This is a genomic window from Ralstonia pickettii, assembly GCF_000607165.1.
GTDB lineage: Bacteria > Pseudomonadota > Gammaproteobacteria > Burkholderiales > Burkholderiaceae > Ralstonia > Ralstonia holmesii.
On sequence record NZ_JFZG01000024.1, the window covers coordinates 579,636 to 595,206 of the forward strand.

General features: G+C 63.2%; 15 protein-coding genes. 14 read left to right on the forward strand and 1 reads right to left on the reverse strand.

The genetic code is table 11. The annotated features are described in order from the left end of the window. Positions 1-424: 424 nt before the first annotated feature. From flhD to cheZ, 14 genes are all read left to right on the forward strand, one after another. Complete coding sequence (gene flhD / locus BG83_RS0120160) at positions 425-742, forward strand: flagellar transcriptional regulator FlhD (RefSeq protein WP_004627783.1); 318 nt, start codon at positions 425-427, stop codon at positions 740-742. A gap of 76 nt (positions 743-818) precedes the next feature. Next, positions 819-1,379, forward strand: coding sequence for a flagellar transcriptional regulator FlhC (gene flhC / locus BG83_RS0120165; protein ID WP_024978408.1), 561 nt, complete (start codon positions 819-821; stop codon positions 1,377-1,379). 528 nt (positions 1,380-1,907) lie between these two features. Then, positions 1,908-2,768 (forward strand): flagellar motor stator protein MotA, encoded by an 861-nt coding sequence (gene motA, locus BG83_RS0120170; RefSeq protein ID WP_012430145.1) that lies wholly within the window; start codon positions 1,908-1,910, stop codon positions 2,766-2,768. 79 nt (positions 2,769-2,847) lie between these two features. After that, positions 2,848-3,795, forward strand: a complete 948-nt coding sequence (gene motB / locus BG83_RS0120175; RefSeq protein WP_024978409.1) for a flagellar motor protein MotB — start codon at positions 2,848-2,850, stop codon at positions 3,793-3,795. Between the two features lie 25 nt (positions 3,796-3,820). Then, positions 3,821-4,234 (forward strand): response regulator, encoded by a 414-nt coding sequence (locus BG83_RS0120180; RefSeq protein ID WP_024978410.1) that lies wholly within the window; start codon positions 3,821-3,823, stop codon positions 4,232-4,234. 18 nt (positions 4,235-4,252) lie between these two features. Then, positions 4,253-6,430, forward strand: coding sequence for a chemotaxis protein CheA (cheA, locus tag BG83_RS0120185; protein WP_024978411.1), 2,178 nt, complete (start codon positions 4,253-4,255; stop codon positions 6,428-6,430). A gap of 79 nt (positions 6,431-6,509) precedes the next feature. Beyond that, entirely contained in the window at positions 6,510-7,001 is a 492-nt protein-coding gene (locus BG83_RS0120190; protein WP_024978412.1) for a chemotaxis protein CheW, read from the forward strand. A gap of 123 nt (positions 7,002-7,124) precedes the next feature. Further along, entirely contained in the window at positions 7,125-8,969 is a 1,845-nt protein-coding gene (locus tag BG83_RS0120195; RefSeq protein WP_024978413.1) for a methyl-accepting chemotaxis protein, read from the forward strand. Between the two features lie 224 nt (positions 8,970-9,193). Continuing rightward, the gene (locus tag BG83_RS0120200; protein ID WP_024978414.1) at positions 9,194-11,089 is read left to right on the forward strand and encodes a methyl-accepting chemotaxis protein; all 1,896 of its coding nucleotides are present in this window, start codon (positions 9,194-9,196) and stop codon (positions 11,087-11,089) included. Between the two features lie 103 nt (positions 11,090-11,192). Next, positions 11,193-12,074: a CheR family methyltransferase gene (locus tag BG83_RS0120205; protein WP_024978415.1), complete on the forward strand. Its 882-nt coding sequence runs from the start codon at positions 11,193-11,195 to the stop codon at positions 12,072-12,074. Between the two features lie 89 nt (positions 12,075-12,163). Then, the gene (cheD, locus tag BG83_RS0120210; RefSeq protein WP_037032225.1) at positions 12,164-12,781 is read left to right on the forward strand and encodes a chemoreceptor glutamine deamidase CheD; all 618 of its coding nucleotides are present in this window, start codon (positions 12,164-12,166) and stop codon (positions 12,779-12,781) included. A gap of 140 nt (positions 12,782-12,921) precedes the next feature. Further along, complete coding sequence (locus BG83_RS0120215) at positions 12,922-14,058, forward strand: protein-glutamate methylesterase/protein-glutamine glutaminase (RefSeq protein ID WP_024978417.1); 1,137 nt, start codon at positions 12,922-12,924, stop codon at positions 14,056-14,058. 149 nt (positions 14,059-14,207) lie between these two features. Next, complete coding sequence (gene cheY / locus BG83_RS0120220) at positions 14,208-14,609, forward strand: chemotaxis response regulator CheY (protein WP_024978418.1); 402 nt, start codon at positions 14,208-14,210, stop codon at positions 14,607-14,609. Continuing rightward, complete coding sequence (cheZ, locus tag BG83_RS0120225; RefSeq protein WP_024978419.1) at positions 14,609-15,277, forward strand: protein phosphatase CheZ; 669 nt, start codon at positions 14,609-14,611, stop codon at positions 15,275-15,277. The genes cheY and cheZ overlap by 1 nt, the downstream gene beginning before the upstream one ends. Positions 15,278-15,368: 91 nt before the next feature. Here cheZ and BG83_RS29895 read toward each other — a convergent pair whose 3' ends face one another. Next, complete coding sequence (locus BG83_RS29895) at positions 15,369-15,494, reverse strand: hypothetical protein (RefSeq protein WP_316852542.1); 126 nt, start codon at positions 15,492-15,494, stop codon at positions 15,369-15,371. Positions 15,495-15,571 lie beyond the last annotated feature (77 nt).

Below are 15,571 nucleotides of genomic sequence, written 5' to 3' on the forward strand. Positions count from 1 at the left end.
TAATTGCTATCTTTCGCCGTTAATTGGGGTAAATACGTGTCAAACACCCGCTTTAGCGCATCGTCCACCCAGGGCCGTTGCGTCGGCAAAGGCTTCATTTGCAACGTTTATTAACAGATTTGTAGGAAATTCGCCTACAAGAAAACGGACTACCTCACCCCTCCGACGTAGGGGTCCCCCCTTCTTTACTTACCCCGGACGTAAACCCACAATGTGTTCAACAGAAAACAACTTCGCCATGTCTTTAGCGACGTGAGTAAGAAGGAGCAGGAGGTGCCGGCAACGGCGCCGACTGCAGGAACATCCGATCCGTGGGGATTGGTGAACAGCCCGGCGAGGGTAGGCGCAAGAAAATAGCGCCACCGGACATCACCATGCGAGATCGGATGCAAGTTGTACTTTTACTGCACACGACGGGACATACATGGACACGCAAGACATTGTTTCCGAGATCAGCGAACTGAATCTCACCTACTTGATGCTTGCCCAGCAGATGCTGGCCAAGGATCGGGATGCCGCACTGTTTCGCCTCGGCATCTCTGAAGAACTGGCTGACATCCTGCTGACGATGTCGCCCGCGCAGATCGTCAAGCTGGCCAGCACGAACATGATGCTGTGCCGCTTCCGCTTCGACGATCACGCCATCCTGGGTCTGGTGACCCAGCCGCACCGTGACAAGGGTCTGCAGCAATCGCAAATGTCGATCCTGCTGGCACGTCAGGCGGTTGAGCAGATCAGCTGAGCCATTTGCGGCGGCCTTTTCGCCGGGTTCAGAGATTGCACTTTGGATGAGTAGCAAGCGTAGCGGGAGCAGTGCCATGCGTCACACCAGCGTCATGAACGAAGTTCAGCAGATCCACCTCGCAGCGGAATTGATTTCGCTCGGTGCGCGCCTGCAACTGCTGGAACAGGAAACCACGCTCAGCCGTGAGCGTCTGGTCAAGCTGTACAAGGAAATCCGTGGGGAATCGCCGCCCAAGGGCATGCTGCCCTTCTCGGCAGACTGGTTCCTGACGTGGTCGCCGAACATCCATTCGTCGATCTTCCTGAACATCTACCGTTTTCTGGGTGAGAACAGCCGCAGCACTGGTGTGCGCCGCCTGATCTCGGCCTACAAGCTGTACCAGGAACATATTCACGTTCACGAACAGGAAGAGGTGCTCTCAATCACCCGTGCGTGGATGATGCTGAAGTTCTTCGAGGGGAAAATGCTGCACACCGTGAAGTGCAAGCGCTGCACCGGCCATTTCGTGGCCCACGCAGACGACCTGCACCATGATTTCGTGTGCGGTGTATGCCAGCCGCCGTCACGCGCAGGAAAGAAAAAGCGCGTCGCTGCTCCGGTTGATGCGATCGCAGAAAAGGCGGTCGACGCCTGATAACGGCATTGCAGGAAAACGGGAATACGGGAACACGGGACTTGCAGAACCGCCGGGGGATGGGCAAAAAAGGGCGGACGGGAAATACGGGTAGCAGTACGGGAAATACGGGAATAGCCGGCCAGATCGGCAAATAACAATACAAAGAACAAAAGAGCAAGGAACACAGAGCAGGAAAAGCACAGGGGCTCAGGCAGGACAAAAGGGGAAGGGGGTAGGCCGGTCGCAGGCAACTGCGGACCGGCATTTTTTTTGCCGCCGCGCTCAGAAAGACAGGCGAAAAGTGGGGACGGAAAGCGATTTCCGTCCCTTTTTCTTTGGATCGGCCTAGGGGGAAGCCCACTTTGGGCCGGGTGGTGCTCAAGCCGCCCGTTTTGTTGCCGTTCTTTGTGAAGAAGGGCGCGGCGGCAGGGTTTTCCAAGCACCGCGCAGCAGCAAAACTCGGCGCTCAAGCCTTCAGTTAACCGGGGGGATGCCGATATTCCCCCTTGTATTGATCGAAGGATCGCCCATTCAGGAGTTCGCCCCGTGTTAGTTGCCATCGGTTACATCGTGATTCTCGCCTCGGTGTTCGGCGGCTACATGCTGGCCGGAGGACACCTTGGGCCCTTGTTCCAGCCGACCGAACTGCTGATCATCTTCGGCGCCGGCATTGGCGCCTTCGTGGTCGGCAACGACAAAAAGGCCATCAACGCCACCGTCAAGGCCCTGCCCGGCCTGTTCAAGGGCTCGAAGTACACCAAGGCCCTCTATATGGAAGTGATGGCGCTGCTGTATGTGGTGCTGTCCAAGATCCGCCGCGAAGGGATGATGTCGATCGAAGCCGACATCGAGAACCCGCACGAAAGCACGCTGTTCGCCAATTACCCCGCTATCCAGGCAGATCACCACGCGCTGGATTTCATCTGCGATTACCTGCGCCTGATGGTGGGCGGCAACCTGAATCCGTTCCAGATCGAAGCGCTGATGGATCAGGAAATCGACACCCACCACCACGAAGCCGAACAACCGGCCCGCATCATCACCAAAGTGGGCGACGCCATGCCGGCCTTCGGCATCGTGGCCGCCGTGATGGGCGTGGTGCACACCATGGGCTCGGTCGGCCTGCCGCCGGCAGAGCTGGGCAAGCTGATCGCCTCGGCGCTGGTCGGTACGTTCCTCGGCATCTTGCTGGCGTACGGTTTCATCGGGCCGCTGGGGTCGCTGCTGGAGCAGCGCGCCGAAGAATCGACCAAGTTGTTCCAGTGCATCAAGGTGACGCTGCTGGCCAGCATGAACGGCTACGCCCCGGCCATTGCCGTGGAATTCGGCCGCAAGGTGCTGTTCTCAACCGAGCGCCCGTCTTTTGCCGAGCTGGAAGACCACGTCCGTGGCGCCAAGACAGCGTAGCGCTGAAGCCCATATGACACAGAGCGTGGCCAACGAGCCAAGCCACTAACAACGCAGCACAAACCGACGGGAACGGACCATGAGCAAGTCCAGCACGCCGACCTTCATTGTCATTCGGCGCAACAAGAAAAGCGGACACGGCCACCACGGTGGCGCGTGGAAGATCGCCTACGCCGATTTCGTGACCGCCATGATGGCGTTCTTCCTGCTGATGTGGCTGCTCAGCTCGGTGACCAAGGCAGAACTGTCGTCGGTCGAAACGTACTTCCGCACGCCGCTGAAGGTGGCGCTGTTCGGCGGTGCCGGTTCGGGCGACCAGTCGAGCATCCTGCAGGGTAGCCCTTCCCTCAAGCAGAACGTGCCGCAGCCGAATCCGAGCCCGAGCCCGACCGTGCAGCGCCAGCGCAATATCCGCGATGAGTCGGACGATGCGGCGCTGAACAAGCTCAAGCAGAAGATTGCCGAGATGGTCGAGACGAACCCGGTGATGAGCCAGTTCAAGCACCAGTTGCTGATCGACATGACCACCGAAGGCCTGCGCATCCAGATCGTCGATCAGCAGAATCGCCCGATGTTCGCCAACGCCAGTGCCGAGGTGCAGCCGTACATGCGCACCATTCTGCGCGAGCTGGGCTCGGCGCTGAACGACGTGCCCAACCCGATCAGCCTGTCGGGCCACACCGACGCCACGCAGTACGCCACACAGCACGGCTACAGCAACTGGGAACTGTCGGCCGACCGCGCAAACGCATCGCGACGCGAGCTGGTGGCGGGCGGCATGAAGCCCGAGAAGGTCAGCCGCGTGGTGGGCCTGGAGGCATCGGTGCCGCTGGACAAGACGAATATCTACAACCCGATCAACCGCCGCATCAGCATCGTTGTGCTCAACGCACGCGCCGCTGAAGCCGTGCGCTCGGGTGGGGTCGAGCCGGTGGCCGACCTGCGCAATGACGGCAAAGATACGTTGACCGACGCCGCCGCACGTGCCACGGGTGTGGCGGATGCGGTGAGCGCGGCCAAGCCATAAAGAGCGCCGAGGGGAGAAACAGTCGATGAGCGAGAAACACATCCTGGTGGTGGACGATTCCACGTCGATCCGCCGCATGATTGCCACGTGCCTGCGCGAGTGCGGCTTTGTCGTGACGGAAGCCGGCGACGGCACCGCTGCGCTGGAAGCCGCACGCACGCTCGCCCAGGGCAGCCACCACCTTGTGATTACCGATCAGGTGATGCCGTCGATGGACGGCCTGACCCTCATTCGCGCGCTGCGCACACTGCCGGCCTACGCCGACACCCCGATCCTCATGCTGACCACCGAGGCTGACAGCACCATCCGCGACCAGGCACGCGCTGCCGGCGCGACGGGCTTTCTGCCCAAGCCGTTCGACCCGGATGGGCTGACGGATTCGGTGATGCAGTTGCTCGAATGGCATGCGCAGACCCATGGGTCTGCATCGACGCATTAAACGACCGAGAAGACAGATATGAACCTCGACCTTAGCCAGTTTTTCGGCGCCTTCTTCGAAGAGGCGGAAGAGCTGCTCGTCGACATGGAGCGGCTGCTGCTCAACCTCGATGTCGCCAACCCTTCTTCTGATGATCTGAACGCCATCTTCCGCTGCGCGCACTCCATCAAGGGTGGTGCTGCGACCTTCGGTTTCACGCACATGACGGAACTCACGCATGTGGCGGAGTCGATTCTGGACCGCGCTCGCACCGGTACCCTGCAGCTGCGCGAAAACATGGTGGATGCCTTCCTGGAAACGAAAGACGTGTTGAAAAGCCAACTTGATGCCTACCGGCAAGAGCACCCAATCGATACGGCCACGCTCGAATACATGGTGGCCAAGCTCAACAGCCTGACCGCCGAGGAAGGCGCCCCTGTTGCCGCCGCGCCGGTGGCTGCGGTGCCCGTGGTGGCGACGCCCGAACCGGTGGTCGCGCCCGAACCCGAGCCGGTGGTGGTCCAAGCGCCTGCGGCCGAAGCGGTGGGCGACATCGACGGCGGCCTGGACATCAAGCTGATCAACGTCTCGAATGAAGACTGCGAGCTGATCGTCACCGAACTCAAGCATCTGGGCACCGTGCTGCGCCACGCGCGCACCGGCCGCAACAGCGACATCGTGCTGCAGACCACCTGCACCGCCGACGACATCATCGCGGTGAGCTGCTTCATCATCGATGCCGACCAGATCGTCATCACGCCGCACGTGGGTGGCGCGGCACCGGCCGTGGCCGAAGCCAGCGCGACGGTTGTCGCCGCACCGACGCCCGCTGCCGCACAGACGGAAGTGCACGCCCCGGCTGCCAATGAAGCTGCGCCGGCTCAGGCGGCTGCCGCTGCGGCCGCCCCGGCGCCGGCACGCCCGGCCGCTGCCGACCACAAGCCGGTCGTGGCTGCTGAAACGTCGATCCGCGTTGGCGTGGAAAAGGTCGACCAGCTCATCAATCTGGTGGGCGAACTCGTCATCACGCAGGCCATGCTGGCGCAAACCGCGCAGGCCTTCGACCCGGTCCTCAACGAGCGCCTGTTTGCGGGCCTGTCGCAGCTCACGCGCAATGCGCGCGACCTGCAAGAGGCCGCCATGTCCATCCGCATGATGCCGATGGATTACGTGTTCAACCGCTTCCCGCGCCTGGTGCGCGACCTGGCGCACAAGCTGGGCAAGCAGGTCGAGCTGTCGACGTTCGGCAAGTCGACCGAACTGGACAAGGGCCTGATCGAGCGCATCATCGATCCGCTCACGCACCTGGTGCGCAACAGCCTGGACCACGGCATCGAACTGCCCGAAGCCCGCGTGGCCGCCGGCAAGGACGCCACCGGCCAACTGCTGCTTTCCGCTGCCCACCAGGGCGGCAACATCGTTATCGAAGTGAGCGACGACGGCCAGGGCCTGAACCGCGACAAGATCCTCAAGAAGGCGCGCGAGCGCGGCCTGCCCGTGTCGGACAACATGACCGACGACGAGATCAACCAGCTCATCTTCGCGCCGGGCTTCTCTACGGCCGACCAGGTGACGGACGTGTCGGGCCGCGGCGTGGGCATGGACGTGGTCAAGCAGAACATCCAGTCGATGGGCGGCTACGTCGAGATCCAGTCGCAGAAAGGCAGGGGCACGACGATCCGTATCGTGTTGCCGCTCACGCTGGCGATTCTGGACGGCATGTCGGTCAAGACCGGTGAAGAGGTGTTCATTCTCCCGCTGTCGTGCGTGGCCGAATCGCTGCAACCGCGTCCGGAAGACATCAAGGCCGTGCCGGGCGGCGGTCGCCTGCTCAAGGTGCGCAACGAATACCTGACGCTGGTGCCGATGTACGAACGCTTCCGCATCACGCCGTCGCTGCCCGATCCGTCGGAAGGCATCGTCGTGATCCTGGATTCGGAAGGCAAGAAGATTGCGCTGCAGATCGACGAGCTGGTCGGTCAGCAGCAGGTGGTGGTCAAGAACCTGGAGACCAACTACCGCCGCGTGCCCGGCATTTCGGGCGCGACCATCCTGGGCGATGGCAGCGTGGCGCTGATCGTCGACGTGTCGGCCCTGATGCGCGAGACGCGCTCGGGCCATTCAGAAAACGCGGCGCGTGCCGTTACTGCCGAAAAGCACGAGATGGGCGAAGCACAGGGCGGTCGTTTTTCGACCGAGGCGATGGCTGCGGCATAAGCGTTCACGCCTGACAGGGTGCTATCAACCACCACAACGAATTCAATCTAGTGGCCCGACGGGGCCGAGGGGAGCCGCAATGGAAGTCAAGAAACACGCGATCGGCGAAGACACCGGCGGGGAGGAGTACCTGGCCTTCACGCTGGGTCAAGAAGAGTACGGCATCGACATCCTGAAGGTGCAGGAGATCCGCGGCTACGAGACCGTCACGCGCATTGCCAATGCACCCGATTTCATCAAGGGTGTGATCAACCTGCGCGGCATCATCGTGCCGATCGTGGATCTGCGCATCAAGTTCCAGCTCGATCGCGTCGAGTACAACCAGTACACCGTCGTCATCATCCTGAACCTGATGGACCGCGTGGTCGGCATCGTCGTGGATGGTGTGTCGGACGTGCTGACGCTGCAGAGCCAGCAGATCAAGCCGGCGCCGGAGTTCTCGGGCGCGCTGGACACGGAATATATCCGTGGCCTGGGCTCGATCGACGAGCGCATGCTGATCCTGGTGGACATCGAGCGCCTGCTGATGTCGGCCGACATGGCACTGTGCGACGAAGCCGAAGCAGCCTGATCGCGACATGAATCCGGCTGGGGCGCGGCGTACGTGCCCATAGCGATTGAGGCGGGGCCGAAGGGGCCTGCCGGGCGACAAGACACCGTAACAACAGGTGCGGCGCCGTTAGGGGAGGGAAGCATGTTCAGCAAAATGACCATCCGGCTCCGTTTGGGGCTGATGATGGCGGGCATTGGTGTGCTCGCCGTCATCGTGGGCGTGACGGGCCTGATCGGCATGCGACACGCCAACACCCGCGTGCAGGACGGCTATGCCGTGCAGCTTGCGGGCACCGTGGCATTGGCTGAATCCGATTCCAACCTGCTGAGCTTCCGCATCGTGCTCGACCGTGCCGCCATGGCGCCCAACGCGCCCGGCACGGAAAAGACGGTCGCGCGCGCCAAGATGTTCCTCGACAAGTCCGACGCCGCCTGGAAGCGCTACCGCGCGCTGCCCACCACGGCAGACGAACGCAAGCTGGCCGACGAGGCTCAGGGCCTGCGCGACGTTTTCCTGCGTGACGGCGCACAGGTGCTGATGCAAGCCGTGCAGGCGCACGATGAAGCGCGCATCAACAAGACGGTCATGGACGTCATGCCCGCGCTGTACCGCCCCCTTGGCGACAAGGTCACTGCGCTCAACCGCCTGCAGATGGACGCGGCCAAAGCCGGCTACGAAGCCAGCCAGGCCGAACATCGCAATCTGAGCGCCCTCACCACCGGCCTGCTGCTGGGCGGCATTCTGGTGGGCGGGCTGCTGACGTGGGCGCTGCGCCGTTCGATCACGCTGCCGCTGATGCGCGCCATTGAACAGGCCGAGCACATCACGCAGGGCGACCTCACGCACACCATTCAGGTGGACCGCGCCGATGAAACCGGCCGCCTGCTGCACGCACTGCAACGCATGCAGGAAAGCCTGCAGAAGATGGTGGGGCAGGTGCGCTCGGGTTCCGACTCGATTGCCAGTGCCACGCAGCAGATTGCTGCCGGCAATGCCGATCTGTCGCAGCGCACCGAGCAGCAGGCTTCGGCGCTGGAAGAAACCGCGTCGAGCATGGAAGAGCTGACGAGCATCGTGCGCCAGAACGCCGACAACGCGCGCCAGGCGAGCACGCTGGCGGGCAACGCCTCGGATATCGCCGTCAAGGGTGGCGAAGTGGTTGGCCGGGTGGTGGACACCATGGCCGGCATCAACGACAGCAGCAAGAAGATCGCCGACATCATCGGCGTGATCGAAGGCATTGCCTTCCAGACGAACATCCTGGCGCTGAATGCGGCGGTGGAAGCCGCGCGCGCAGGCGAGCAGGGCCGCGGCTTTGCCGTGGTGGCGGGCGAGGTGCGCAGCCTGGCGCAGCGCTCGGCCTCGGCAGCCAAGGAAATCAAAGAGCTGATCAGCGATTCGGTTGGCCGCGTTGAAAACGGCACCACGCTGGTGGCCGAAGCGGGCAGCGTTATCGATGAAGTGGTGGTGGCCGTGAAACGCGTGACCGACATCATGGGCGAGATCAGCTCCGCATCGGACGAACAAAGCGCGGGCATCGAGCAGATCAACCAGGCCGTCACGCAGATGGACGAAGGCACGCAGCAGAACGCTGCGCTGGTGGAGCAAGCCGCTGCCGCCGCCATGTCCCTGCAGGAACAGGCGAGCGGGCTGCGCCAAGCTGTGGCGGTGTTCCGGACGCTGGCCGGCACACAGGCAAACGCAATGTCGACGGTGCCGGTGGCCGCGAGCGCGGCTGCCAAGCCGGCGCGCAAAGCCAAGGCCGTGCCGCGCCGTGCAGCCCAGCCGAAGGCTGCAGCACGAACCACCGCTGAACCCACCGCGAAGACCGCCGCTGCAACTGCAGCCCCGGCCTCCGCCAAAGAACAACAACGCGAGCGCACCGCCGCCGCTGCCGTGAGCAAAGCGGCTGCGTCAGCGCCCAAGTTGCCCGTACCCAAGCTCGTTGCCGCAGGCGGCGACGATAGCGACTGGGAGACCTTTTGACCATGTATGCACGGGATCTTCGCTGCTCGCGAAAGCTCTCTCGTGTGTGTTTGTGGTGTGCAGCCTGCCCTCCGGGGCAGGTTTTTTTTTGCCTGGGCTAGTGCCTGCTGAAGCCGGGGTGACCCCCCACTGAAGTGGCATGACCCCACGGCGGTTCTAAAGAGCCGTCCCCCATAGGCCGATAGCGGTTAGGGGGCATATAAAAACAGGAAGAGGTAGACAACATGGGTTGGATCAAGCGTTTGCCGGTGTCCACGGTACTCACCGGTGGTTTCCTGATCGTGGCTGCCATGGGCGCGGCCATCGGCGGGTTGGGCATCTACACGATCACGCAGTTGACCCGCGCCAGCGAAGAGCTGGCGCAAAAGCAGATGCGCGCCATCACGCAGATGGGCGGTGCGGCCAATAGCCTTGCACACGCCACTCGCGCGCAGATCGGGCTGCTGAGCGCTGTCACGCTCGCCGATCGCAAGGGTCTCAGCAAAGAAATCACGGCCAACGTGCAACGCCTGAAAGAGAGCGTGGAAAACGTGCGCCCGCTGTTCGCGTCGGACGAGGGCAAAAAGATGATCCGCGAGGTGGATGCCATCTACCCCGTCTGGAGCAAGCGGATGAGCGACTTCCTGACATTGATGGAAGCGCAGGGCCTGGACCCGACCCAGTTCGACAGCCGCGTAGACGCGGAAAACTTTGGGCTGCAGGACGATACGGCTGCCTTTGAGAAAACCCTCGACAAGATGGTCAAGCGCGTGGAAGAGGTCGCCGCCGCTTCGACCGTCAAGGCGCGTGAAAACGCGGAGCGCTCGCGCCTGGTGATGATCGTGATGGCCTGCGCGGGTGCGCTGCTCGGCATCATGCTCGGTCTGGTCATTGCACGCCGGCTGTCGCGCCAGTTGGGCGGCGAGCCATCGTACGCGGCCGATATTGCCCGCCGCATTGCCGCCGGCGACCTGGCCGTGCACGTGCAGACCCGCCCCGGCGACCGTGACAGCATGCTCTTCGCCATGGCGCAGATGCAGCAGCAACTGACCGGCACGATCACGAATATCAAGAGTTCGGCTGACTCTATCGCCAGCGCTACCAAGCAGATAGCCGCCGGCAATGCCGACCTGTCTCAGCGCACGGAAGAGCAGGCTTCGTCGCTGGAGGAAACTGCCTCCAGCATGGAAGAACTCACCAGCATCGTGAAGCAGAACGCCGACAACGCGCGCCAGGCCAGCCAACTGGCGGGCAGCGCGTCGGACATCGCCGTCAAGGGCGGTGAAGTGGTGGGCCGCGTGGTCGAAACCATGGCGGGCATCAACGCCAGCAGCAAGAAGATCGCCGACATCATCGGCGTGATCGAGGGCATTGCCTTCCAGACCAATATCCTCGCCCTGAATGCAGCGGTGGAAGCCGCGCGCGCGGGCGAGCAGGGCCGCGGCTTTGCCGTGGTGGCGGGCGAGGTGCGCAGCCTTGCGCAACGCTCGGCCACGGCGGCCAAGGAGATCAAGGAGCTGATCGGCGATTCGGTGGGCCGTGTGCGCAACGGGTCGGCCCTGGTGGCCGAAGCCGGCACGGTGATCGAAGAAGTGGTGGTGGCCGTGCGCCGCGTGACCGACATCATGGGCGAGATTTCCGCCGCGTCGGACGAGCAAAGCTCCGGTATCGAACAGGTCAACCAGGCCGTGAACCAGATGGACGAGGTCACGCAGCAGAACGCCGCGCTGGTGGAGCAAGCCGCCGCTGCCGCTTTGTCGCTGGAAGAACAGGCGCAACTGCTGCGCAATGCCGTGGCGACGTTCCGCACCGATGCCTCGGCCGAACTGGCCGTAGTGGCGCAGGCTGCCGTTCCGGCGCCGGCCGTCCGCAGCGAGGTCCGCCCGGAAAAGACCGAAGTGGTGCCTTCCGTAGCGCGCGCCTTGGCTTCGCGCAAGGCGACCAAGCCGGTAGCGATGCCGGAGGCTGCAACGGAACAGGCTCCCGCCGCGCAAGCAGAAAAAGCGCCCCAGGGAGCACATGCGCCGGTTGCACCGGTGGCTGCGGCTGCGGTTTCGGCCGCCGTTTCCGAGGCCGTCGTCGCCCCGACCCTCAAGCTGGCCTCGGGTTCTGCCGATGAAGATGACTGGAGCACCTTCTGACGCCAGCCTCGCCAACAGCAAATTTGGCGCGGCCCGCGGTAACGGTGCCCGCCAACGACTGAAAGCGGGCATCAAGACTCGCCAAACACGGGGTTAGTTATCCATGGCAGCACAAAATTTGGCGCCCGTTTCGCCGACGCTCGCGTCGCGCGAGTTTTCATTCACCGCCGAAGATTTCGGCCGCATCCGCGACTTGATCTACCGCCGCGTCGGTATTTCGCTGTCCGATCGCAAGAGTGAAATGGTCTACAGCCGCCTGGCCCGCCGCCTGCGCGTGGTCAACCTCGGCTCGTTCCGCGATTATCTGGATGCGCTGGAAAAAGGCCACCTGCCTGACGAGTGGGAAGCCTTTACCAACGCACTGACCACCAACCTGACCGCGTTCTTCCGCGAGCAGCATCACTTCCCGATCCTGCACGAGCACGCCAAGGCCAAGCGCACGCCGTTCACCGTGTGGTGCTCGGCGTCGTCGACGGGCGAAGAGCCGTACTCGATCGCCATCACGCTGGCTGAAGCCTTCGGCTCGATGTCGCCCAGCCAGGTGAGCGTAGTTGCCTCGGATGTGGACACCAACGCGCTGGCGCGTGCCCGTGCCGGCATCTATCCGATGGAGCGTGTCGCGGCCCTGTCGCCCGAGCGCCTGAAGAAGTATTTCCTGCGCGGCACCGGCAAGCAGGAGGGCTATGCCCGCGTGCGGCCCGAGCTGCAGGCCATGATCGATTTCCGCCAGATCAACCTGCTCGACCGAGATTGGCCGCTGCAGCAGAAGTTCGACGTGATCTTCTGCCGCAACGTGATGATCTATTTCGACAAGCCCACGCAGGCCAAGATTCTTGAGCATTTCATCGACGTGATGAAACCCGATGGCCTGCTGTTTGCCGGCCATTCGGAGAGCTTCCTGCAGGTCACCAAGGCGTGGTCGCTGCGCGGCAAGACCGTGTACGAAATCGCGCCCGAACTGCGGGCCAAGATGGGGGCACGATGATCGAATTCGGCAAACGCGCGACGCCGCAGTCGGCCACGGACGCCGTGCGCAGCGATAGCGGCATGAACAGCGGCATGAGCGCTGGCGCCATGGCCACGCTCGCGCAATCGGCGGCCAGCACCCACGCTTATTACGACACCACCTTTGGCCGTCGCGCCATGAAAGTGCTGCCCGGCGAGTATTCCGTCACCACCGAAGACCTGATGCTGGTCACGGTGCTCGGCTCGTGCGTGTCCGCCTGCGTGCGCGACAAGACCCTCGGCATTGGCGGCATGAACCACTTCATGCTGCCCTCGCGCAACGAGGGGGAATCGATCCTGTCGCCCTCCATGCGCTATGGCACGCACGCCATGGAAGTCCTGCTCAACCAGCTCTACAAGGCGGGCGCCAAGCGTGAGCGCCTGGAGATCAAGGTATTTGGCGGCGCCGCCGTGCTGGCTGGCATGAGCACGCTTGATGTGGGTGAGCGCAACGGCAAGTTCGTGCTCGAATTCCTGCGCAACGAAGGCCTGACGGTGGCCGCCAAAGATCTCTTTGACGTGCACCCGCGCAAGGTGTATTTCGTACCGTCCACCGGTCAGATCATGGTGCGCAAGCTGCGCTCGCAAAACTCGGTGGCCGAGCTGGACAGCGAGGCGCAATACGCCAGCAAGCTGTCGAAGTCCATCACGACGAAGCCAGCCTCGCGCCTGCAACTGTTTACCTAGGAGACCGCTGAAAAACGATTCTGACGACCCAGCACCGCCTTGCCGTACGACTTGTACTGTCTGCGTCGGCGCTGACCCATCAGAACCGCTTCGCTTCGTTTTACAACGGTCTCAACATTCAGAAGACTTGCTTCCCGAACATGAACGACAAACGCAAGATTCAGGTGCTGTGCATCGACGATTCCGCACTGATCCGCAGCATCCTGAAGGAGATCATCAACAGCCAGCCGGACATGGAAGTGGTGGGTGTGGCGCCCGATCCGATCATCGCGCGCGACCTCATCAAGCAGACCAATCCGGACGTGCTCACGCTGGACGTCGAAATGCCGAAGATGGACGGCCTCGACTTCCTGGAAAAACTCATGCGCCTGCGCCCGACGCCGGTGGTCATGATCTCTTCGCTGACGGAGCGCGGCTCTGAAGCCACGCTGCGCGCGCTGGAGCTGGGCGCGGTGGATTTTGTCGCCAAGCCCAAGCTGGGCATGCGCGACGGCATGAACGAATACGCCGACCAGATTGCCGACAAGATCCGCACGGCGGCCCGGGCAAAGCTGCGTCCGCGCGCTGCTGCACCGGTTGCGGTGGCCGCGACCCCCGGGTCAGCAACCGCATCGGCGCCCGGCGCACCCGTTCGCGCGGAGCACGCACCGGCAACCTCTGCACCTGCGCGTACCCATTTCTCGTCGACGGAAAAGCTCATCATCGTGGGCGCTTCCACCGGCGGCACCGAGGCCATCAAGGATTTCCTGCTGGAAATGCCGCCCGATTGCCCCGGCATCCTGATCGTGCAGCACATGCCGGCGGGTTTCACCACGTCGTTCGCCAAGCGGCTGGACGGCCTGTGCCGCATCCGCGTGAAAGAAGCCGTGCACGGCGAGCGTGTGCTGCCCGGCCACGCCTACATTGCCCCGGGCGACATGCACCTGTCGCTCGGCCGCAGCGGCGCCAATTACGTCACCGAGCTGGATCAGGGGCCGCCGGTCAACCGCCATCGCCCTGCGGTGGATGTGCTGTTCCGCTCCGCCGCGCGCAACGCAGGGGCCAACGCCCTGGGCGTCATCCTCACCGGCATGGGCAAGGACGGGGCGGTCGGCATGCTGGAGATGCGCAACGCGGGTGCCTATAACGTTGCCCAGGACGAGGCGTCCTGTGTGGTCTACGGCATGCCCAAAGAGGCCGTGGCCCATGGCGGTGTTCACGAAGTCCTGCCGCTGTCGCAGATCGGCCCGCATGTGCTGGCCAAGCTGTCGGCCCATGGCCGTGTGACCCGGGTGTAACGCTGCACTTTGCGGGTACATTGGTTGCGGGGCGCAGCAGTCAGGCGCCCCAAACTATTCCAGCGCTCAAGAATCGGCCCCAGGCGCCGATAAGATTGCCAAGGAAGCCCGAAACCCCCCAATTCAGTAAGTTTGCGGAGATTGTGTCCATGGACAAGAGCCAGTACCGATTCCTCGTCGTCGACGATTTCCCGACGATGCGCCGGATCGTGCGTAACCTGCTCAAGGAACTCGGTTATGCCAACGTCGACGAGGCCGAAGACGGCGCCGCCGGCCTGGCCAAGGTCAAGGAAGGCCGGTTCGATTTCGTGATCTCGGACTGGAACATGCCCAACATGGATGGTCTGCAGATGCTGCAGAGCATCCGTGGCGACGCCAACCCTGTCATCAGCAAGATGCCGGTGCTGATGGTGACGGCCGAAGCCAAGAAGGAAAACATCATCGCCGCTGCCCAGGCAGGTGCCAACGGCTACGTGGTCAAGCCCTTTACGGCTGCCACGCTGGACGAAAAGCTGGGCAAGATTTTCGAGAAGCTCGAAAAGGGGGCGTGATGAGCGAGATGCATGATGGCGCCCAGGCGCCTGCCGTAGAAGGCGTGGACCACGGTGATATGCCGGAAATGCTCCAACGCATCGGCCACCTCACGCGCATGCTGCGTGAGAGCATGCGTGAGCTGGGTCTGGACAAGGGCGTGGAGAAGGCCGCTTCGGCTATTCCCGACGCGCGCGACCGCCTGAACTACATCGCCAACATGACCGAGCAGGCGGCCACCCGCGTGCTCAACGCCATTGACGCGGCGCGCCCCGTGCAAGATGCGCTGGAGTCCGACGCCGAGGCGCTGGTCAACCGCTGGCAGTCGTGGATGGATCGCCAACTGGGCGACGACGAGATCCGCGAGCTGGTCGGGCAGACCAACGGCTTCCTGCGCAGCGTTCCGGAAAAGACGCGCGACACGAACCAGCAGCTCATGGAGATCCTGATGGCGCAGGACTTCCAGGACTTGACCGGCCAGGTGATCAAGAAGGTGCTGGACGTCGTTCAGCTCATCGAAAGCCAGCTCGTGGGCATCCTGCTCGACAACGCGCCGGAACACCTGCGCGTGGAAGCCGCGCAAGTTGCGACGACGCTGCTCAACGGCCCGCAGATCAATCCGGACCATCCGGACGTGGTCGCGAACCAGGAACAGGTCGACGACCTGCTGGAAAGCCTCGGGTTCTGACCCTGCATTGCCAGCCCCTCGCAGGATGCGGGGGGCGGCGTCTCTCCGTGCGGTCAGCCACAGGTTGACAACTGCGACGGAGCGAATCGCCTCATTGGTTCTTCAGCGGCGCGCGCGCCAGCATGGCGTCGATCTGCGCGTCCTTCTCTTCCCAAAGCTGTGCAGGCCAGCGATGAAATTCGCTGCGGAATGCCGCATCGGCGGTGTAGTCGCCCACGCAGAGCCTGCCGGGATCGGCAGTCCCGCACGTGCACCATCACCCGCCCGGCCCGAGCGTGTCGTGCAGACGTAGGA

Coding starts and splice junctions, on each gene's coding strand:
- flhD (WP_004627783.1), top strand. CDS start 425: ATGGACACGCAAGACATTGTTTCCGAGATCAGCGAACTGAATCTCACC.
- flhC (WP_024978408.1), top strand. CDS start 819: ATGCGTCACACCAGCGTCATGAACGAAGTTCAGCAGATCCACCTCGCA.
- motB (WP_024978409.1), top strand. CDS start 2,848: ATGAGCAAGTCCAGCACGCCGACCTTCATTGTCATTCGGCGCAACAAG.
- BG83_RS0120180 (WP_024978410.1), top strand. CDS start 3,821: ATGAGCGAGAAACACATCCTGGTGGTGGACGATTCCACGTCGATCCGC.
- cheA (WP_024978411.1), top strand. CDS start 4,253: ATGAACCTCGACCTTAGCCAGTTTTTCGGCGCCTTCTTCGAAGAGGCG.
- BG83_RS0120190 (WP_024978412.1), top strand. CDS start 6,510: ATGGAAGTCAAGAAACACGCGATCGGCGAAGACACCGGCGGGGAGGAG.
- BG83_RS0120195 (WP_024978413.1), top strand. CDS start 7,125: ATGTTCAGCAAAATGACCATCCGGCTCCGTTTGGGGCTGATGATGGCG.
- BG83_RS0120200 (WP_024978414.1), top strand. CDS start 9,194: ATGGGTTGGATCAAGCGTTTGCCGGTGTCCACGGTACTCACCGGTGGT.
- BG83_RS0120205 (WP_024978415.1), top strand. CDS start 11,193: ATGGCAGCACAAAATTTGGCGCCCGTTTCGCCGACGCTCGCGTCGCGC.
- cheD (WP_037032225.1), top strand. CDS start 12,164: ATGGCCACGCTCGCGCAATCGGCGGCCAGCACCCACGCTTATTACGAC.
- BG83_RS0120215 (WP_024978417.1), top strand. CDS start 12,922: ATGAACGACAAACGCAAGATTCAGGTGCTGTGCATCGACGATTCCGCA.
- cheY (WP_024978418.1), top strand. CDS start 14,208: ATGGACAAGAGCCAGTACCGATTCCTCGTCGTCGACGATTTCCCGACG.
- cheZ (WP_024978419.1), top strand. CDS start 14,609: ATGAGCGAGATGCATGATGGCGCCCAGGCGCCTGCCGTAGAAGGCGTG.